This is a genomic window from Streptomyces sp. AP-93 (assembly GCF_022808175.1).
Lineage (GTDB): Bacteria > Actinomycetota > Actinomycetes > Streptomycetales > Streptomycetaceae > Streptomyces.
Window position 1 is genome coordinate 83639 of sequence record NZ_JALGBX010000003.1, and the last position, 19370, is coordinate 103008.

At 70.3% G+C, this 19370-nt stretch carries 16 protein-coding genes and 1 pseudogene; 6 read left to right on the forward strand and 11 right to left on the reverse strand.

Annotation, left to right across the window (positions count from 1 at the left end; translation table 11 throughout):
• Positions 1–28 precede the first annotated feature (28 nt).
• Both MTF69_RS06365 and MTF69_RS43670 read left to right on the forward strand, forming a co-directional pair.
• A complete protein-coding gene (locus tag MTF69_RS06365) occupies positions 29–1558 on the forward strand; it encodes a UDP-N-acetylglucosamine 1-carboxyvinyltransferase (RefSeq protein ID WP_243331486.1) in 1530 nt (509 codons plus the stop codon).
• A 227-nt stretch (positions 1559–1785) separates the two neighbouring features.
• The gene (locus MTF69_RS43670; protein ID WP_374322258.1) at positions 1786–2109 is read left to right on the forward strand and encodes a transposase; all 324 of its coding nucleotides are present in this window, start codon (positions 1786–1788) and stop codon (positions 2107–2109) included.
• Here MTF69_RS43670 and MTF69_RS06375 read toward each other — a convergent pair.
• From MTF69_RS06375 to MTF69_RS06390, 4 genes and pseudogenes are all read right to left on the reverse strand, one after another.
• Positions 2024–2603 (reverse strand): annotated as a pseudogene (locus tag MTF69_RS06375) (IS5 family transposase); the annotation flags it as partial. The gene MTF69_RS43670 and the pseudogene MTF69_RS06375 overlap by 86 nt on opposite strands.
• A gap of 99 nt (positions 2604–2702) precedes the next feature.
• A complete protein-coding gene (locus tag MTF69_RS06380) occupies positions 2703–3923 on the reverse strand; it encodes a hypothetical protein (RefSeq protein ID WP_243331487.1) in 1221 nt (406 codons plus the stop codon).
• Positions 3924–4160: 237 nt separating this feature from the next.
• Positions 4161–4337 carry a hypothetical protein gene (locus MTF69_RS06385; RefSeq protein ID WP_243331488.1) on the reverse strand — a complete coding sequence of 59 codons (177 nt, stop codon included), beginning with the start codon at positions 4335–4337 and terminating at the stop codon, positions 4161–4163.
• A 189-nt stretch (positions 4338–4526) separates the two neighbouring features.
• Positions 4527–5423: a transposase family protein gene (locus MTF69_RS06390; protein ID WP_243331489.1), complete on the reverse strand. Its 897-nt coding sequence runs from the start codon at positions 5421–5423 to the stop codon at positions 4527–4529.
• 287 nt (positions 5424–5710) lie between these two features.
• Here MTF69_RS06390 and MTF69_RS06395 point away from each other — a divergent pair, with 287 nt between their 5' ends.
• Positions 5711–6361: a hypothetical protein gene (locus tag MTF69_RS06395; protein WP_243331490.1), complete on the forward strand. Its 651-nt coding sequence runs from the start codon at positions 5711–5713 to the stop codon at positions 6359–6361.
• Positions 6362–6561: 200 nt separating this feature from the next.
• Here MTF69_RS06395 and MTF69_RS06400 read toward each other — a convergent pair whose 3' ends face one another.
• Positions 6562–7203, reverse strand: coding sequence for an ADP-ribosyltransferase (locus tag MTF69_RS06400; protein ID WP_243331491.1), 642 nt, complete (start codon positions 7201–7203; stop codon positions 6562–6564).
• Positions 7204–7523: 320 nt separating this feature from the next.
• Between MTF69_RS06400 and MTF69_RS06405 the strand changes: the two genes are divergently transcribed.
• Together MTF69_RS06405 and MTF69_RS06410 are read left to right on the forward strand one after the other, a co-directional pair.
• Positions 7524–8102, forward strand: coding sequence for an excalibur calcium-binding domain-containing protein (locus tag MTF69_RS06405; RefSeq protein ID WP_243331492.1), 579 nt, complete (start codon positions 7524–7526; stop codon positions 8100–8102).
• A 124-nt stretch (positions 8103–8226) separates the two neighbouring features.
• Positions 8227–9615 carry a cytochrome P450 gene (locus tag MTF69_RS06410; RefSeq protein WP_243331494.1) on the forward strand — a complete coding sequence of 463 codons (1389 nt, stop codon included), beginning with the start codon at positions 8227–8229 and terminating at the stop codon, positions 9613–9615.
• A 59-nt stretch (positions 9616–9674) separates the two neighbouring features.
• Here the strand turns inward: MTF69_RS06410 and MTF69_RS06415 are convergent, their stop codons facing one another.
• A complete protein-coding gene (locus tag MTF69_RS06415; protein ID WP_243331496.1) occupies positions 9675–11249 on the reverse strand; it encodes an MFS transporter in 1575 nt (524 codons plus the stop codon).
• 84 nt (positions 11250–11333) lie between these two features.
• Between MTF69_RS06415 and MTF69_RS06420 the strand changes: the two genes are divergently transcribed.
• Positions 11334–13442: a prolyl oligopeptidase family serine peptidase gene (locus MTF69_RS06420; RefSeq protein ID WP_243331498.1), complete on the forward strand. Its 2109-nt coding sequence runs from the start codon at positions 11334–11336 to the stop codon at positions 13440–13442.
• A 129-nt stretch (positions 13443–13571) separates the two neighbouring features.
• On the opposite strand, the gene MTF69_RS06425 is transcribed toward MTF69_RS06420, so the two are convergent.
• Genes MTF69_RS06425 through MTF69_RS06445 form a run of 5 tightly spaced genes read right to left on the reverse strand, consistent with a single transcriptional unit; the run spans position 13572 to position 19336 of the window.
• Positions 13572–14597, reverse strand: coding sequence for a dipeptide ABC transporter ATP-binding protein (locus MTF69_RS06425; RefSeq protein WP_279345457.1), 1026 nt, complete (start codon positions 14595–14597; stop codon positions 13572–13574).
• Complete coding sequence (locus MTF69_RS06430) at positions 14594–15628, reverse strand: ABC transporter ATP-binding protein (RefSeq protein ID WP_243331500.1); 1035 nt, start codon at positions 15626–15628, stop codon at positions 14594–14596. The genes MTF69_RS06425 and MTF69_RS06430 overlap by 4 nt, the downstream gene beginning before the upstream one ends.
• On the reverse strand, positions 15628–16614 hold the full coding sequence (locus MTF69_RS06435; protein ID WP_243331502.1) for an ABC transporter permease: 987 nt from the start codon (positions 16612–16614) through the stop codon (positions 15628–15630). Before MTF69_RS06435 ends, MTF69_RS06430 begins: the two co-directional genes overlap by 1 nt.
• A complete protein-coding gene (locus tag MTF69_RS06440) occupies positions 16611–17582 on the reverse strand; it encodes an ABC transporter permease (RefSeq protein ID WP_374322267.1) in 972 nt (323 codons plus the stop codon). The genes MTF69_RS06435 and MTF69_RS06440 overlap by 4 nt, the downstream gene beginning before the upstream one ends.
• 2 nt (positions 17583–17584) lie before the next feature.
• On the reverse strand, positions 17585–19336 hold the full coding sequence (locus tag MTF69_RS06445) for an ABC transporter substrate-binding protein (RefSeq protein WP_243331504.1): 1752 nt from the start codon (positions 19334–19336) through the stop codon (positions 17585–17587).
• Positions 19337–19370: the final 34 nt, after the last annotated feature.

Below are 19370 nucleotides of genomic sequence, written 5' to 3' on the forward strand. Positions count from 1 at the left end.
CATCTCATATCTGAGATACGGTGCATCCATGGCAGACGACTACCTCGTACGCATCGGCAAGCTCATCCGTGACGCCCGGCAGCACCGGGGCTGGACACAGAGTCAGCTCGCGGACGCTCTCGGCACCAGCCAGAGCGCCGTGAACCGGATCGAGCGCGGCAACCAGAACATCAGCCTTGAGATGATCGCCCGCATCGGGGAAGCCCTCGACAGCGAAATCGTCTCCCTGGGCTACGCCGGTCCGATGCACCTGCGCGTGGTCGGCGGCCGCCGTCTGTCCGGCGCCATCGACGTCAAGACGAGCAAGAACGCGTGCGTGGCCCTGCTGTGCGCCTCGCTGCTCAACAAGGGCCGTACGGTCCTTCGCCGGGTCGCCCGCATCGAGGAGGTCTACCGCCTCCTGGAGGTCCTGAACTCCATCGGCGTCCGCACCCGCTGGATCAACGACGGCGTCGACCTGGAACTCGTACCGCCGGCCCGCCTCGACATGGACGCCATGGACGCGGACGCGGCCCGCCGCACCCGCAGCATCATCATGTTCCTCGGTCCCCTCCTCCACCGGATGGACCACTTCAAGCTGCCCTACGCGGGCGGCTGCGACCTCGGCACCCGCACCATCGAGCCGCACATGATCGCCCTGCGCCGCTTCGGCCTGGACATCACCGCGACCGAGGGCATCTACCACGCCCAGGTCGAGGCCGGTATCTCCCCGGACCGCCCGATCGTGCTGACCGAGCGCGGGGACACCGTCACCGAGAACGCGCTGCTGGCCGCCGCCCGGCACGACGGCACCACCGTCATCCGCAACGCCTCGTCCAACTACATGGTCCAGGACCTGTGCTTCTTCCTGGAGGCGCTCGGCGTCCGGGTCGACGGCGTCGGCACCACGACCCTGACGGTCCACGGCGTCCCGAACATCGACGTGGACGTGGACTACTCCCCCTCCGAGGACCCGGTCGAGGCGATGAGCCTGCTGGCCGCGGCAGTCGTCACGGAATCCGAACTCACCATCCGCCGGGTCCCGATCGAGTTCATGGAGATCGAGCTCGCGGTCCTGGAGGAGATGGGCCTCGACCACGACCGCTCCCCCGAGTACACCGCGGACAACGGCCGCACCCGCCTGGTGGACCTCACCGTCCGCCCGTCGAAGCTCGAAGCGCCGATCGACAAGATCCACCCGATGCCCTTCCCCGGGCTCAACATCGACAACGTCCCCTTCTTCGCCGCCATCGCGGCCGTGGCCCAGGGCCAGACCCTGATCCACGACTGGGTGTACGACAACCGCGCCATCTACCTCACGGACCTCAACCGCCTCGGCGGCCGCCTCCAACTCCTGGACCCCCACCGCGTCCTGGTCGAGGGCCCCACCCGCTGGCGCGCGGCGGAGATGATGTGCCCGCCGGCCCTGCGCCCGGCGGTGGTCGTCCTCCTGGCGATGATGGCGGCGGAGGGCACCTCGGTCCTGCGCAACGTCTACGTCATCAACCGCGGCTACGAGGAACTGGCGGAGCGCCTCAACTCGGTGGGCGCGCAGATCGAGATCTTCCGGGACATCTAAGTCCGCTGCAGGTCAGGACGCCTTCCCATCCACCTGGGCCGTCTCTGGGCCGTCGCCGGTGTCTCCGCCCTCGCGGAGACCCCGTCGACGGCCCTTCGCGCTCGCGCCTGACTGTTCGGCATGAGGTGCTCACAGGTCCGCAACGTGATCCCCGGATCGCCGTGCCCGAGGTACTCCGACAGGGCCTTGATGTTGTCCCCCGCGTCCAGCAGTACGGACGCACAGAAGTGGCTCAGGGCATCCTGCGCCTCCTCCGCAACGACATCGCCTGGCAACTCCTGCCCCCTGAGCTGGGTTTCTGCTCCGGACAGATCTGCTGGCGAAGGCTGAAGCGGTGGCAGCAGGCCGGAGTCTTCGACCAGCTGCACCGGATTCTGCTCGCCGAGCGGAACGCGGCCAGCCAGCTCGCCTGGTCCAGGGCATGGGCAAGCTCCGCTAGGGCGTGTCCACAATGGCATTTCGGAACGAGTAGCCCTGGTCGCCGACCACCCGGACGGATCGGGTCCGGGGCCGACCGGGCTCGCACCGGGCGATGCGGATGCGGGCCATGACCGGCTCGAACTGGGTGCACCCGCCGCTGATCGTGAACGCGAGCGGCCGGCCCCGTCCGTCGTATGCGAGGTGGATTTTGGTGCTCAGTCCGCCGCGGGGAGCGGCCGAGCGCCTCGCCAGTCCAGGGCCGCCCTTTTCGGGCCCCGGCGGCGTGCTGGTGGGCCCGCACGATCGTCGATTCGACGTACACGATCGACCAGTCGACCTCGCCGATCGCGTCTGCGTGCTCCTGGACATGGACCAGCAGCCGGTCCCAGGTTCCATCCGCTGACCAGCGGCGGAACCGTTCGCAGACCGTCTTCCACGGCCCATACCGCTCAGGCAGGTCCCGCCAGGCAGCCCCGGAGGACAACTTCCACAAGAACCCGCTCAGGACCTGTCGCCGGTCCCGCCCCGGACGACCCATCCTCGGCGGAGCCAGCAACGGCCCGATGACATCCCAGGCCTGATCAGTCAGTTCATGACGACGCACCACGAACGGGCCAACGACCAACCGACATTGCGGACACGCCTAGGACGTCGAGCAGCCCTTCCCCCTGCTCCACCAGTTCAAACGACTCGCCGTCCGCTGGGAACTGCGCCGCCGAGCGAGTCACGTGGCAGCGCTCGGTTCCAACCCCTGGCGCTGCAGCTCATCCACAGCCTCGAACAGCACGTGCAGCTCCTCGATGTCGCAGTTGCCCACAGCAGTCCGCAGGTATGAACGCGCTATGGTTGGCGGCACGGCGATGAGCCCACTGGGTGAGGCTGCTCTGAGCCTAGCCCCGAGCTGACTGTAGGGGCCGGGAGGGGACTCAAGCTTCAGCGCCATCGGATCCGCGCAGTCGTGCTGTGGCCCCGCCGCCTTCGCGTAGACAGTAACCCCTCGGCTGACAACCTTGGTGACACCGTTCTCCTCGCTGACCATTCTGGTCGGCGGTCCGGAATGGCCAGTTATCTTGCGGTCAACGTGAACAAACATAGCAATTGGAATGGCCCGAACGAGCCTGGCGGCCATGATTGCGGCGACCCGGAGTTCGAATTCCCGGTCAGCGGCCACCTCAGGGGGAAGATCAAAGAGAGCGTCGGAAATCTGCGAGACGTACAGCGCCTCGTCCATGGCGCTGGTAATGCCGAGGACAAGCGACTGCGTCTTGTCAACATTGGCCCTCATGTCCTTCGCGAAGAATGCATCGAGACCCATCACCTTTACGTCACCGTGCAGCGTCAGAAGAATCATGTTGTCGCTGCCATAGGGCCATCGGACGACCGCCCCGTACTGACGGAGATGGGCAAGCGTCCGTGTGATGTCGGAGTTCCCGATCTCCAGCGGAATACCGCGATCACCCTCGACGTGCGGGGTGAACTCGACGCCATCCATGGAAAAATGAGAGGTCCCTCGGTGCGTGTCCTTGAAGGTGAGCCGCTCACACATCCCGGCAGCCTTGATGCGGACCCAGCCGTCGCACGGCGCGCCGCTCTGCTGCTGATCGACGACGGCGGTAACCCCTCGCAGCTGTGCCTGGTCCAGGATTTCTTGGTTGCGCCGCCGTTCTTTGTCCCCGAGCGGCGTGGCCCCGACCGGGATATGAGCCATGACAAGGTTGCCGGTGATGTACAACCGAAGTAGATACCACAGCACTGCGTCGCTCTCCGTGTCCCACCGTCCGCTATGCGGTTTGCCCATGGCGGGTATCAGGTGCTTGTCGTGGCAGAGCACGCCGGTCTTTTTCCGCCACTTCATCGCGATATCGGTTCCACAGCTGTCGACGAGTCTGGCGATCGCCCGGCCCAAGGTGCTGTGCTCGGCGTCGGGCGACTCCGCGTTGACCACGTGCTGCTCCAGTCTGTCCGGTGTGGGTAGTCCGCTCCAGCGTAGATCCCGACACTGACAGCCATCGCCGAACTCGTTTCCACAGTTCAGATCCGTCTATGAGCCCATAACGATGACGCCGTCGGCTTGTTGAGTCTTCGCCAGCAGATGAGGGCGCACGCGAGCGAGATGAGTGAGTCTTCGAGGCGGCGTTCCGCAGGTGGCGAGGCGTTTGAACTGGTGGAGCAGGGCAGAGGTTTACTCGATGACGTAGCAGCGCTTGCCCAGGCCGAGGATGTCGGGCTCGCCACGCCGGGAGATGGCGGGGATGATCCGACGGCCGATCAGTTCGGTGCGTACGTGACGGCTGCCGTAACCCTTGTCTCCCAGCAGGGACTTGGACCGTCTGCCTGGTCGGCCCGGTGTGAGACCCACGGGGTCTCCGGAGCCGTGTGTCCGCCCTGGGCCAGCGACGACTACTCCCGCGCTGGTCAGGATCGGCGCTTGGAGTATCTCCTCAAGTCGCGGCGCCGTGCTGTAAGTTCCGCAAGTTCCGCAACATCTCTTGCAAGCTCGTGCATGGTTGGCGATGACGCGTCGAAGGTGCAGGTCTCGGCCCGGTGGTCACTGTGGCTGACGGGCCCCGCGGGTGGCGGTCTGCTGGTGTGAGAGCAGTCCGGCGATGGCTTGGATCGTGTCGCTCATGTGCTCGCGGCGGCCGTGGTGGCGGGCCAGGGCTCGCCAGTTCTTGAGGTGTGCGATGCCGTGCTCGACCCGGATCCGGCGTGAGGAGTGCGCCTTGCGCTGACGCTCGTAGATCTCCTCGTACCACTCCGGCGGGTTCTTCTTGAACTTGCGGTGCGGTGGTGTCACCACGCGGCCGCCGGTCTGGGCGCCCAGGCCCTGGTAGCCGGCGTCGGCGAGGATCTCCACGGCCACTGGGCTGCCCGTCAGGTGCTTGACCAGGCCTAACTGCCGCGCGTGGGTGATGTCGGCACAGCTTGCCGGCTGGGCTGGGCTAAAGAACAGGAGCCTGCCGTCGGCGTCGGTGAGGACCATGGCCTTGACGGCGTTCTGCTTATTCTTGCCGGAGATGAACTTCTCCCGGTCCTTGCGGCCGACGGCGGGCCTGCGGACCCGGATCTCGGTGCCGTCGATGATCCCGGTCTGCCCGCCGGCACCGAGGTGGTCGATGACCTCGGCGAGGGTGCGGAGTCTGATGCCGGCCGCGATGGTGCAGCCCCGGGCTGCGAGCAGGGGCCGCACCTCGCCGATCGCCCGGCTGATCGTGGAGCGGTCCACACCGAACCAGCAGGCCGGCACGTCGTGAGTGGCACCGTGGCGAAGGTGAACGAGCGTGGCCAGGAGCCGGTCGATGAAGACCAGCCGGTGTTTTGCACCAGCACCGACGGCCCGCTTCCGCGGCCTGGACTCCAGTCCTGTCTGATGCCGTTCGTGCCATAACGGGCCTACCTCGGCGACGAGTTCGGCGATCACATCGGCCGAGAGCCCTGTGATCATCCGGTCGCTGATGATCGCTGCACGAGACCCGTTCCCCACCACACGAACGTGATCAGGGATCACGATCCAGCGTCGCACCGCCACCATGCACGAGCTCGTTGGGATGCATGTCTTGGGATGCTCCAGCGGCCTCATCGGCCGGGCGCTACGCTCCGCCGGAATCCGGCAAAGCGTCAGAGGAGCTTCGTGCCCAACCTGCCCCCCCCTACGGCCACTCCATACCGAACCAGCCCCCGCCGCCGGGCCGGTTCGGTTCCCCGCAGAGAACCGTCCTGGGGTGCGGCGGGATGGCGACGGTCTTCCTCCTGCTGCTCCTGATCGTCGCGGCGTGCTCCGAAACTACGCCGACGAAGCCCGTACCGGGGCCCACCGTGACCGTCACGGTCACGGCCTCCCCCAGCCCCACGCCTTCGGCCCGGCTCATGCCCCAGATCGTGGGGTCCACGCACGCCGACGCGGCGAGGCAGATCGAAGCCCTCGGTGGAGGCGCTCTCCAGGGCAGGACCGTCTATGCGGACGTCACCCTCCCGGCCGATCCCGGTGCCTGGCTGGTGTGCATCCAAGGGCCGGCCGCGGGAGAGCTGATCACGATCGGCGGGCAGCGCGTGGCCCTGGCCGCGCCGAATGCGAAATGCCCGGACAGGGAAGGGACTCGGCTCCACCCGGAGCCCCGGCGGACGCCCACTCCACCCCCGGCGCCCACGCCGCCGAAGGACGACGGCAAGGGGTCGGTCTCCGGGGGCAGTAGCAGCGGCGGCTCCTCCTCCGGAGGCGGCAGCACGAGTGGGGGCGGCACGAGCGGCGGCGGAGGAACGACCAGCGTCCAGTTCGGCCGGTTCTGCTCCCCCGTCGGAGCCATCGCGACGACGGCGGACGGACGCCCGGCGAAGTGCTTCATGGGCAAGGACGGCCGTGCGCGCTGGGGTTACCGGAGTTAGCCGGGTGCGGCCCGCGGAGCGAGATGGGCCGGTTCTCGGCGTGACCGAGATCGGGTCCCAGGGCGTCCCCGTCTTCCAGGACTACGCCGCATGCAACATGGCCCCGATCAGCCAGGAAGGCTGACCCGGCCGCCTTCGCAGTCGTCGTGCAGTGCAGAGCCTCCGCTTGGAACGTGGCGGAGGCTCTGCGGTGATGCCGGTCAGGACCAATTGGTGCGCCAGGGCTCGTAGTGCGGGTTGTCCTCGCAGCGGTCCATGATCTCGATCTTCTTCACCGTGTCCACCGGGCAGACGGCCACGATGAACGAGCGTGCGATGCCGCCCGGGAAGGCCACCTCCACCTGGGAGGCGTACTTGTGGGTGTCGCCGATGGTCTGGTTGACGTCCACCCCGCCCGGGGCGTCGATGTAGTAGTTCCAGCCACTCTTCCAGGACTTGTACAGGTCGTGGTTGTACGTGGTGGAGACGTACGGGGAGGGCTGGTTGACCAGGACGTAACTCTCGATGTCGTACTGGCCGTTCAGGGTGTCCCTGGGCAGGAAGCCCTCCTCGAAGACCACCGACGGCGGGCGGCCGTCCGAGCGGTAGAGCTGCTTGCAGTTGATCCGCCAGGACGGGGAGGGGGTGATGCGCTCCACCTCCACGCGTTCGTCGGCGGCTGCGAAGAGGTGGTTCTGGACTCGGGGGCAGGAGTTCGCGGGAGCGGCCGCGGCCGCGGCCGCGTGGAGCGATCCGGGGGCGGAGGCGGGGGTCGACGCGGAGGCGGAGGCCGGGGGGAGCAGGGCTGCGGCGAGGACGGTCGCGAGCACGGCGGCGCGACGGCGTAGGGCAGAGATGATCACGCGCCTAGCCTCGCGCCCGCGCAGCGCCCGCACGGGCATCCTCACTCGATGGTGAGCGTGTCGGAGATCGCGCCGACTGCCTTGATAGTGGGGAGAGTTGAGGCGTAACGATCCTTCGGCGGCGCCCGTCCCGCGCACCCTCGATCCACTGCGGGGCCTGCCCGGGACCGGAACCCCGGGAACCGGTTCCCTGTTCGGCATACGCACGCGGGGATGATCACCGTATTCTGCGGCGGTTCGCCTCAACAACGACCATGGGGGGGCCCATGGGGGGACATGTGTTCCAGCGAAGCACGCACCACAGACGCAGGGGTGTCGCCATGACAGCGATGACGGGCGCGGTCGTCCTGTCCCTCGCCGGCTGCGGGGGCACGGCCACGACGAGTTCCGACAAGCCCGGCTCGACGCCCGTGATGCCCGCGCTCGTCGGCAAACCGGCCTTCGAGGCCGAGAACCTCGTCAACAAGCTGTTGACCAAGCCGGTCGAGGTCCGCAGCGCCTACTCCGACGTCGAGCTGCCCACCGTCCACTTGGTGTGGCGGGTCTGCTTCCAGACCCCGGCGGCCGGGGCCCCGCTGCCGTCCGGCAGCGCCGCCGAGATCTCGCTCACCGACACGGTCACCCCGTGCCCGGAGAAGGCCGGAGCCGCCCTGAAGCGGCCCGCCAGCACCCCGGCGCCGCCCCAGACCCCGGGCTCCGGCAAGACGCCGGCCCCCGCCGCGACGGGCAAGGCGAAGCCGCCGGCGTCCTCCCCGACCCCGGCCCCCGCGCCCAAGGACACCTACTACAAGAACTGCGCCGAGGCCAAGGCCGCCGGCGCCGCCCCTATCCGGCGCGGCCAGCCCGGCTACGGCAAGCACCTCGACAGGGACAACGACGGCATCGCCTGCGACAAGTAGGAGGAGGGGGGAGGGGCCGCCCCGCGCTGCGGCGATTTTCGGCCTTGCGCCCCGGCCGGCCCTCGCCTCCGGTGGGCGGCCGCCCTCAGAATCGGCCTGACGGCACAGTTCTGAGGGCGGAGCCATGGCAACAGCGCAAGCACCACGGGCAGGCAGCAGCGACCGTACGGGGATACCCCGGCTGGAGGGTGCCCCGCTGCTCGGGTCGCTCGCCGACCTGACGTCGGATGCCCTCGGTACGTACCGGCGGGCGCAGCACCTGCACGGTGACATCGTGCGGATCACGGCCGGCCCGCCGGGCCTGCGCACCGAGCTGCACTGTGTGTTCTCGGCGGAGGGAGCGCAGCAGGTCCTGGCCTCGCAGGCGGCCAACTTCCGCAAGGACAACGCCCTGTACCAAGAGATCCGCGACGCCCTCGGCAACGGTCTGCTCACCAGCCAGGACGAGGATTACCTGCGCCAGCGACGGCTGGTGCAGCCGCTGTTCACCAAGCGCCGGGTGGACGGGTACGCGGACGCCGTCGCGACCGAGACCGCTTCCACCCTCGCCTCCTGGGAGGCGGCGCCGGACGGGGTCGTCGACGTCTCCGACGAGATGATGGCCCTGGCGCTGCGCGCCGTCGCCCGGATCCTCTTCGGCACCGACGTGGACGCCACCGCCGATGTCGTGGACCGGTGCTTTCCGGTCATCACCGCCTATGTGATGCGCCGCGGCTACTCCCCCGTCAACGTGCCCCGCGACTGGCCCACTCCGGGCAACAAGCGGGCGGCGGCCGCGATGGACGAGCTGTACGCGGTGTGCGACGGGATCATCGCCGAGCGCCGTCGGAGCACAGGCGCAGGCGAGGATCTGCTGTCGCTGCTCGCCGCCGCGAGCAGCGCGGACGACGGGGAGTTCGACGCCACCGAACTGCGCGAACAGGTCCTGGTCTTCCTGCTCGCCGGGCACGAGACGACCGCCACCTCGCTCGCGTTCTCGCTCCACCTGCTGGCCCGCCATCCCGGCTTCCAGGACCGGGCCCGCGCCGAGATCGCCGCGGTCCTGGGCGACCGTACGCCCGGGGCCGCCGATCTCGACCGGCTCCCGTACCTCACCCAGGTGCTCAAGGAGGCCATGCGGCTCTACCCGGCGGCCCCCGTCCTCGGCCGCCGCTCGGTCGCCGCGGCCGAGGTCGACGGGTACACCATCCCGGCCGGCGCCGATGTGATCGTGGCGCCCTGGGTGACCCACCGACACCCCGCCTACTGGCCGGACCCGGAGCGCTTCGATCCCGACCGGTTCACCCCGGAGGCGGAGGCGGGACGGCCGCGTTACGCCTGGCTGCCCTTCGGCGGCGGTCCGCGCGCCTGTATCGGACAGCACTTCTCCATGCTGGAGTCGGTGATCGCGCTGGCGATGCTGCTGCGGACCTACGAGTTCGAGGCCGTGGACACCGAGATTTCCGTGGCCGCCGGGATCACCCTGCGCACCACCGGTCCCGCGCGCTGCCGGATCCGTCGCTTGGGGGCGTAGGCCGCCGCCCGCGGGGGCGGGGGCGCGACCCGAGCCTCACCGGCGGACGCGCAGTGGCCTCACGGCTCCTTCACCCCCGCCGCCCCTGCCGCCTCCGTCGGTTTGTGGTTGCCCTGGAGGCGGGCGATGTCCGAGGGCCGTACCTGGATGACGACCAGCGCGATCAGCGCTCCGACCAGGGTGAACACGGCCGCCACCACGAAAGCCGCGCTGATGCCCGAGGTGAGCACCTGGTCGCTCCACGGCTTGGGGAACTGCCGGGTGCGCGCGAAGAACGCCTTCTCTTCGGGGGTAGCCGTACGCATGAAGCCCGCCACCTGGTCCTTGGCCTCGTTGCGGCTGGCCGTGCCGAAGACGGTCACCAGGATGGAGAGGCCGAGCGAACCACCCACCTGCTGCATGGAGTTGAGCAGCCCGGAGGCCGCGCCCGACTCCCGGTCCGGGACGTTGGACAGGGCCATCAGAGTCAGCGAGACGAACTGCAGGCCCATGCCGAGACCGAAGAGCAGGAGCGGGCCGAGGATGCTGCCCAGGTACGTCGAGTGGATGTCGGTCTGCGTCAGCCAGGCGAGGCCCGCCGCCGAGCAGAGCGCTCCGGCGACCATGAAGGGTTTGGGCCCGAACTTCGGCAGGAGTTGTGAGGTGATTCCGGCGCCCACCGCGACCACGGCACTCACCGGGAGGAAGGCGAGGCCGGCGCGCAACGGGCTGAAGCCCAGCACGATCTGCACGAAGAGCGTGAGGAAGAAGAACATGCCGAAGATCGCGCAGGCCAGCATGAGCATGATCCCGTAGGTCCCGGCCCGGTTGCGGTCGGCGAACATGTGCAGCGGGGTGATCGGCTGCGGCGAGCGCCTCTCGTTGAGGGTGAACAGGGTCAGCAGGACCACGGCGGCGCCGAAGGAACCGAGCGTCCAGCCGTCGCGCCAGCCGTCCTGCGAGGCACGGATGAAGCCGTAGACGAGCGCGACCATGCCGGTGGTGGACAGCAGTGCGCCGGCGAGGTCGAAGTGTCCGGGGTGGCGTTCGGACTCGCGGATCACCTTCCGGGCGAGCACGGCGATGACCACCGCGATCGGGACGTTGACGAAGAGCACCCAGCGCCAGTTGAGCCATTCGACGAGCATGCCGCCCGCGAGCAGGCCGATCGCGCCGCCGCCGGCCGAGACTCCGGCGAACACGCCGAAGGCGCGGTTGCGGGCGGGCCCTTCGCGGAAGGTGGTGGTGATCAGGGCGAGGGAGGTCGGGGAAGCGATGGCTCCGCCGACGCCCTGGAGGGCGCGGGCTGCCATCAACTGGCCCGCGTTCTGCGCGAATCCGCCCAGGAGGGAGGCCAGCCCGAAGAGCAGGACGCCGAAGATGAAGACACGTTTGCGGCCGAGGATGTCGCCGGCGCGGCCGCCGAGGAGCAGCAGGCCACCGAAGGCCAGGGTGTAGGCGTTGACGACCCAGGAGAGGCTCTCGGTGGAGAAGTCGAGGGCGGTCTGGATGTGCGGCAGCGCGATGTTCACGATGGTGATGTCGAGAACGACCATGAGCTGGCACGAGGCGATGACGAAGAGTGCGAGCCCGTTCCCGCTTCCGCGGACCTTGCCGTCGGTCCCGTTTCTGGTCGGCGATGCGTTCCCGTCCACCCTCACGACGCTAAGCCCGCGTCCACGAGGTCACCACTCGAACGGGCTAGGCTATGTGACATTTTACATGTCAAACTACGGCTCATGGATGACTTCCTCAGGCTCTCCGCGAGCACGGCCCGATTCACCTACGGCGCCCCGCGCGCCTTCGCATTCGGGGACGATGGCCGGCTGCTCTGGTTCCTCCGCTCGACCGGCCCCACCGATCCCTTCGACAGCCTCTGGGCCCTCGACACCGCCACCGCCACCGAGACCCGGCTTGCCGACCCGCGCGAGCTGTGCACCGAGCCCGGCGACCTCCCCGTCGTCGAACGCCGGCTGCGCGAACGCTCGCGGCTCGTCGCCGCCGGGATCGGCTCCTACGCGCTCTCCGCCGACGGACTCACCGCCGTCTTCGCGCTCCACGGGCGCCTGTACGAGGTCACCCGCCCGGCGGAATCCGGAGCGCCCGCGCAGCCCAAGGAGCTCCCCACCGCAGGGCCCGTCTTCGACCCGCGCCCGAACCCCGACGCCTCGCGCATCGCCTACGTCACCGACGACGCCCTGCACACCATCCCCGGCGGCCGCGTCAGCCCCGACGACGGAGCCCGCTGGGGCGTCGCGGAGTTCGCCGCCGCCGAGGAACTCGACCGGCACCGGGGGCACTGGTGGTCCCCCGACGGGGAGCGCCTGCTCGCCGCCCGCGTCGACGAATCCGCCCTCCAGCGGCGCTGGTTCGCCGACCCCGCGCATCCGGAGCTCCCGGCTGAGGACTTCGCGTACCCCGAGGCGGGCGGCCCCAACGCCGACGTGCAGCTCTGGGTGCTCGGACCGGGCCGGGGCGCCGCCGTGCGGCTCGACTGGGACACCGAGACCTACCCGTACGTCTCCGACGCGCAGTGGCCCCCGGGTGACACCGCGCCCGCCGAGATCCTGCTCACCGTGCAGGACCGGCTCCAGCAGAACGTGCTGCTGCTCTGCGCCGACCCGGACACCGGGCGCACCCGGGAGCTGTCGCGCACCACGCATCCCCAGTGGGTCGACCCCATGCTCCCCGGCACCCCGGCGCGCCTGGCCGACGGCAGGATGCTCACCTCGGCCGACACCCCCGGCGGGGCGGCCCGCGCGCTCGCTCTGGACGGGGTGCTCCTCACCGGGGACGGGCTCCAGGTCCGCAAGGTGGCCGCCGCCCACGGGACCCGGCTGCTGATCGAGGCCGGGCAGCGCGACCCCGCCGAGCAGCAGGTGCTCCTGCTGGACCCGGACACGGGCGACCTGACCCCGCTCGCGGACGGGCCCGGGGTGCACTCCGTCCTGGCTGCCTCCGCCGGGGCGCTGCTGCTGAGCTCCGCCGACGCCGACGGGATCCGGCGCGTCCTGCGGACCGCCGACGGGCGGGCCACCGACCCGAAGTCCAGCGTTCCCGGCGACCTGTCGCAGCCGCTGCCGTACCGGGTGGTCCCGGTACTGGAGCGGGTCACCGAGCACGGGGTGCCCACCGCTCTGGTGCTGCCGCGCGGGCACGTCCCCGGCACCCGGCTGCCCGTCCTGATGGACAGCTACGGCGGCCCCGGCATGCAGGACGTCAGCGCCGAGCCGCGCCGCTGGCAGCACCGGCAGTGGTGGGCCGACCAGGGCTTCGCCGTGGTCACCGTCGACAACCGCGGCACCGCGTACGTCTCGCCGCAGCACACACACGCCATGTACCGGGGCTTCTCCGAGGTCACCCTCGAGGACCAGGTCGCCGCCCTGCAGGCGCTCGGGGCGCGCCACGGCGATCTCGACCTGACCCGGGTGGCCGTCCGCGGCTGGTCGTACGGCGGGTACCTCTCCGCGCTCGCGGTGCTGCGCCGCCCGGACGTCTTCCACGCGGCGGCGGCCGGGGCCGCGCCGACCGACTTCCGGCAGTACGACACGGCGTACACCGAGCGGTACCTGGGCCTGCCCCAGGAGCACCCGGAGGTCTACGAGCGGGACAGCCTGCTCTCCGACGCGGCGGGGCTGCGCCGGCCGCTGCTGCTCGTCACGGGGCTGGCCGACGACAACGTCCACCCCTCGCACACCCTGCGGCTCTCCCAGGCCCTGACCGACGCGGGCCGCCCGCACCAGCTCATCGCGCTGCCGGGCGTCACCCACATGACCCCGGGCGGGGCGCGGGAGAAGATCATGGCGCTGGAGCTGGAATTCTTCCGCAAGGAGCTGGGCCTGGCCTGAGGCGTGGCGGTGGCCCGGCCCCCAAGCCGGGCCACCGCCACCGGAACGACGGGAGGGCCCCGGAGCGAGATCATCGCTCGGGGCCCTCCCTGTGCCCGGGTTCCCCGCCGGTCCCCCGGGCGTCCGCGGCTACGCCATGTGGCAGGCCACCTCACGGGAGGCGACCGTCCGCAGCAGCGGCCGTTCGGTGCGGCAGATCTCCTGCGCCACGGGGCACCTGGGGTGGAAGGTGCAGCCGGGGGGCGGGGCGGCCGGACTCGGCGGATCGCCGAGCAGCACGATCCGCTCGCGCCGCCGCTCCGCCGCCGGGTCGGGCAGCGGTACGGCGGACAACAGCGCCCTGGTGTACGGGTGCTGGGGGTTCTCGTAGAGCGACTTCTTGTCGCCCATCTCCACGATCCGGCCGAGGTACATGACGGCGACCCGGTCGCTGACCCGTTTGACGACGGAGAGGTCGTGCGCGATGAACACGTAGGCCAGGCCCAGTTCCGCGCGCAGCCGCTCCATCAGGTTGACGATCTGGGCCTGAACGGAGACGTCGAGCGCCGAGACCGGTTCGTCGGCGATGATCAGCCGGGGGCTGGTGGCGAGCGACCGGGCGATGCCGATGCGCTGCGCCTGGCCGCCGGAGAACTCGTGCGGATAGCGGTCGATGTGCTCCGGGATCAGTCCGACGAGCTCCATCAGCTCGGCGGCCCGGCGGCGGGCGTCCGCCGCACTCGAGCCCTGTACCAGCAGCGGGTCGGAGATGATCCGGGCCACCGTCTGGCGGGGGTTGAGGGAGGAGTGCGGGTCCTGGAAGACCATCTGGAGGTTCCGGCGCAGGGGGCGCAGGGCGCCCTGGGAGAGCCGGCTGATGTCCTTGCCGTCGAACTCGACGCTTCCCGAGGTCGGTTCGAGCAGCCGGACCAGCATTCGCCCGGTGGTGGACTTGCCGCAGCCCGATTCCCCTACGAGGCCGAGGGTCCGGCCGGCCTCCAGGTCGAAGGAGACTCCGTCGACGGCACGCACGGGCGCCCCCCGGCGCCCGGTCGCGGTCCGCTTGCCGGGGAAGGACATCGTGAGGTCGCGGACCCGCAGCAGCGGGGGCGGACCCTCGCCGCGGGCCGCCGGGACCCGGTCGGTGGGGGTTCCCGTCCCGTTCGTGGTGGTCATCGGGTCACCTCCCGGACGGCGCCGGCGAAGTGGCAGGCGGACTCGCGGCCGGCGTCGCCGTACGGACGCAGTTCCGGCCGCACCGTGGCGCAGCGCTCGCGTTCGGCTTCGCCGGCCGCGGCGGCCACGGGGCAGCGCGGTGCGAAGGCGCACCCCGGGGCCGGGGCGAGCAGGGAGGGCGGGGAGCCGGGGATGGCCCGCAGCGGCTGGTCGTCGGCGTCGTCCAGCCGGGGCAGGGAGTCCAGGAGCCCCCGGGTGTAGGGGTGCGCCGGTTCGGCGAACAGGTCATCGACCGGGGCCTGTTCGGCGGCCCGGCCGCCGTACATGACGAGTACCTCGTGGGCAACCCGGGCGACCACGCCCAGATCGTGGGTGATCATGACGACGCCGAGTCCGCGCTCCTGCTGGAGCCCGGCGATCAGCTCCAGGATCTGCGCCTGCACGGTGACGTCGAGGGCGGTGGTGGGCTCGTCGGCGATGAGCAGGTCGGGCTCGCAGGCCAGCGCCATGGCGATCATCGCGCGCTGGCGCATGCCGCCGGAGAACTGGTGCGGGTACTCCCCCGCCCGGCGGGCGGGTTCGGGGATGCCGACCTCGCCGAGCATGTCGACGGCGCGCCGTTTCGCGGCGGCCCGGCCGGCCCTGAAGTGGACCCGGAAGTGCTCGGCGATCTGCTCGCCGACGGTGTAGTAGGGGTGCAGGCTGGACAGCGGGTCCTGGAAGATCATGGCCATCTTGCGGCCGCGCAGCTTGGAGAGCTCCTTCTCGGTCTTGGTGGTCAGCTCCTGTCCGTCGAGGGCGATGGAGCCGCCGATCTCGGCGCCCCGGTGCAGGCCCATGACGGCGAGGGAGGTGACGGACTTGCCCGAGCCGGACTCCCCGACGATGCCGAGCGTGCGGCCGGCCTCGACGGTGAAGCCGAGGGAGTCGACGGCGCGTACGGTGCCGCGCGGGGTGGTGAACGTGACGTGCAGGTCCCGGACTTGGAGCAGGGGGGGCGCGGGGGCCGCGACGTCGGAAGGCGGAGCCATCAGTACCTCACCCTCGGGTCGATGACGGCGTACAGGAGGTCGACGGCGAGGTTCGCGACGACGATGAAGAAGGCGGCCAGCAGGGTGACCCCGAGCACGACGGGCTGGTCCGAGCTGACCAGGGCCCCGTAGAACAGCCGCCCGATGCCCGGGAGTCCGAAGATGGACTCGGTGATGACGGCTCCGGCGAGCAGGCCGCCGAGGTCCATGCCGAAGATGGTGAGGATCGGGGTCATCCCGGAGCGCAGTCCGTGTTTGACCACGACGGTGCGCTCGGGCATTCCCTTGGCGCGGGCGGTGCGGATGTACGGCTCGGCCATCGCCTCGATCATGGAGCCGCGGCTCTGGCGGGCGTACATGGCGGCGTAGAGCAGGGCGAGGGCGGTCCAGGGCAGGAGCAGGTTGCTCGCCCAGCCCAGGGGGTTGTCGGTGAAGGCCTGGTAGGTGGGGTAGGGCAGGAGCCCTGCGATCCGGATGACTCCGTAGATGAGCATCACGGAGGTGAAGTACACGGGCAGGGAGGCGGCGGCGACCGCGCCGACCATGAGGGCCTTGTCCGTGGCCGTGTCCTTGCGCAGGGCGGCGGTGACTCCCGCGCCGAGCCCGAGGACGAGCCAGAGGGCGGCGGCGCCGACGGCGAGGGAGGCGGAGACCGGGAGCCGGTCCATCAGCAGGTCCCATACGGGCAGGGAGTTCTCGTATGAGTAGCCCAGGCAGGGGAAGTCGCACTGGACGGCGTACTGGCCGGTGCCGAGGGTGCGGCCGGTGAAGATCCCGGTGAGGAAGTCGCCGAACTGCCGCCACAGCGGCTGGTCGAGGCCGAGGTACGCGCGTACGTCGGCCAGCCGCTCGGCGCTGCAGGTCTTGCCGCAGGCGGCCGCGGCCGGGTCGGAGGGGAGCACGTAGAAGATGAGGAAGGTGACGGCGGCGATGGCCAGGAGGACGCCGGCGAGGGCGAGCAGCCGGCGCGCGAGGTAGAGGATCACGTGCGGCCACCCCTCGGGTCGAGGATGTCGCGCAGGGCGTCGCCGAGCAGGGTGAAGGCGAGGACCGCGAGGAAGAGGAAGAGGCTGGGGATGACGAAGTACATGGGGTCGGTCTCGTAGAAGGCCACGGACTCGGCGATCATCTGGCCCCAGGAGGGGGTGGGCGGGCGCACGCCCACGCCGAGGTAGCTGAGCGCGGCCTCGGTGCTGATCATGCCGGGGATGAGCAGGGTGGTGTAGGCGATGACCGGGCCGGAGACGCCCGGGAGGATGTCGCGGGTCAGGATCCGCCAGGAGCTGGACCCGCCGACGCGGGCGGCGTCCACGTACTCGCGGTGTTTGAGCGAGAGGGCCTGGCCGCGGACGACGCGGGCGACGCCGGGCCAGCCGAAGACGCCGATGACGACGGTCATGAGGACGATGCGGTTGACGTCCTTGGCCACCGACAGCATCGCGATCATGAAGATGAGGGACGGGAAGGACATCGTCAGGTCCATCAGGCGGGACAGGACAGTGTCGGTGCGCCCGCCGAAGTAGCCGGCGGCGATTCCGGCGGCGGTGCCCGTCACGACCACGATGGCGGTGGCGGCGAAGGCGATGAGGAGCGAGACCTGGGCGCCGTGGACGACGCGGGCGAACAGGTCGCGGCCGGTGACGGGTTCCACTCCGAGCCAGTGCTCGGAGCTGATCCCGCCGAAGGAACCGAGCGGCTGGCCGCCGAGGTAGGGGTCGATGGCGGACTTGTCGAACTCGTCCGGGGACCAGCCGCCCAGCGCGCCCAGCCAGGGGGCGGTGGCGGCCATCAGGACGAAGAGGAGGACGACGCAGAGGCTGACGCGGACGGCGGGGCGGCGGCGGAGTTCCCGCCGGGCGAGCTGCCAAGGGCTGCTGCCCGGAGGGATCTCCTTGGCCGCCGCCGCGTCCGCCGGCTCCGGGGAGCCGGGGTCGGCGGCGAGGGCGGCGGTCATGATCAGCCCTGGCCCTGGCTCTTGGCCGGGTCCTTGAGGCCGATGGTGGCGTAGTCGAGCTGGCCGACCCAGACGGGGTGGCCGAAGGCGCCGGCGATGTTGGTGCCGACGAGCAGCGGCTTGCGCTCCAGCAGGACGGGGACGGCCGGGGACTTCTTCATGATCTCGGCGTCGAGGTCGATCCAGGCCTGGTTGGCCTGCTTGGCGTCGGCCATGGCGTTGATCTCGTCGATCCGCTTGATCGTCGCCTCGTCCTTGAACTGCGAGTAGTTGCCCGAGTTGCCCTTGGCCTTGATGGTGCGGCCGTCGAAGACGAAGGGCAGGAAGGTGGACCCGGAGGGGTAGTCGGGGCACCAGCCGGACAGGACGAGGTCGGGGGCGGTGGTGGTGTCGCCGATGACGTCGTAGTAGGCGCCCGGGTCGACGGTGTCGATGACCACCTCGACGCCCGCACGGGCCAGGCCCTGCTGGATGGCCTCCGCCTTGCCCTTGTCCCCGGTGGAGACGGCCAGGGAGACCTTCAGGGTCTCCTTGCCGGCGGCCTTGAGGAGCTCCTTGGCCTTGGCCGGGTCGCCGGCCGGCGCGATCTTCAGGGTGTCGGCCTGCTTGCCGCCGGAGAGGGCCGGCGGCAGGTAGGCGGTGGCGACCTCGTTGAGGGCCGGCCCGCCGCCCGCGGTGACCACGGCCTCCTTGTCGACGGCGTACTGCAGGGCCTCGCGGACCTTCGGGTCGTCGAAGGGGGCGCGAGAGTTGTTCATCTGGAGCATCTCGGTACAGCCCTGGGACTCGGCCAGCAGCCGCGACTTGATCTCCGGCTTGGGCAGCACCTTGGGGGCGCTCTCGGGCCGCATCTCGGACCACTGGACGGAGGAGGCGTCGGCGCCCTCCCCGGCGATGATCCGGTCGTCGATCTGGCCGCCCTTGAGGCCCATGACGACCACGAACTTGTCGGGGTAGGCCTTGCGGACGGTGTCGGTCTTGGCGTCCCAGTGCTCGTTGCGGACCAGGACCAGCTTCTTGTCGCGGTCGTACGACTCGATCTTGTACGGGCCGGAGGAGAACGGGCGGGCGTCGTACTGCGTGCCCTTCTCCTGCGACGCGGGGACCGGGGCGAAGGTGGGCAGGGTCGCGGTCGCGGAGAACTCGGCGACGGGCCGCTTCAGTTCGAAGACGATCGTGCGGTCGTCGGGGGTCTTCACGGAGTCGAGGTGCTTGCCCTGGAGCGGGCCCTTGTAGCCCTCGGCGCCGGCGAGGTACTGGGCCGCGTAGTCGGGGCCGCCGGTGAGGTCGGGGGCCATGGAGCGCTCGACGTTGTACTTGATGTCCTGCGCCTTGATGGGCGAGCCGTCCTCGTACTTCACGCCCTCCTTCAGGGTGAAGGTCCAGGTCTTGCCTCCGTTGGAGGAGGTGCCGAGGTCGGTGGCGAGGTCGGGGACGAGCTCGCTGCCGGCCTTGCCCGGTTCGGCCTTGAAGGTGACCAGGGTGCGGTAGAGGAGGCGGGTGCCGAAGTCCATGGTCGGCATGACCCAGTTGCGGGCGGGGTCGAGGTGGGCGAAGTCCTGGTTGGACAGGACGGTGAGGGTGCCGCCCTTGACGGGCTCGCCGCCGAGGATCTTCCCGTCGTTGGCGGAGGCGGGGTTGGAGGCCCCGGGACCCGTGGCGGAGCCCTTCTTGGGGTCGGAGCAGCCCGAGGCGCCGAGTGCGAGTGCGGCCACCAGGGCGGTGGCGAGGGCGAGTTGGGTGCGCTTGGTCATGGGTCACTCCAGTGAAGGGCCGCGCTCTATGATG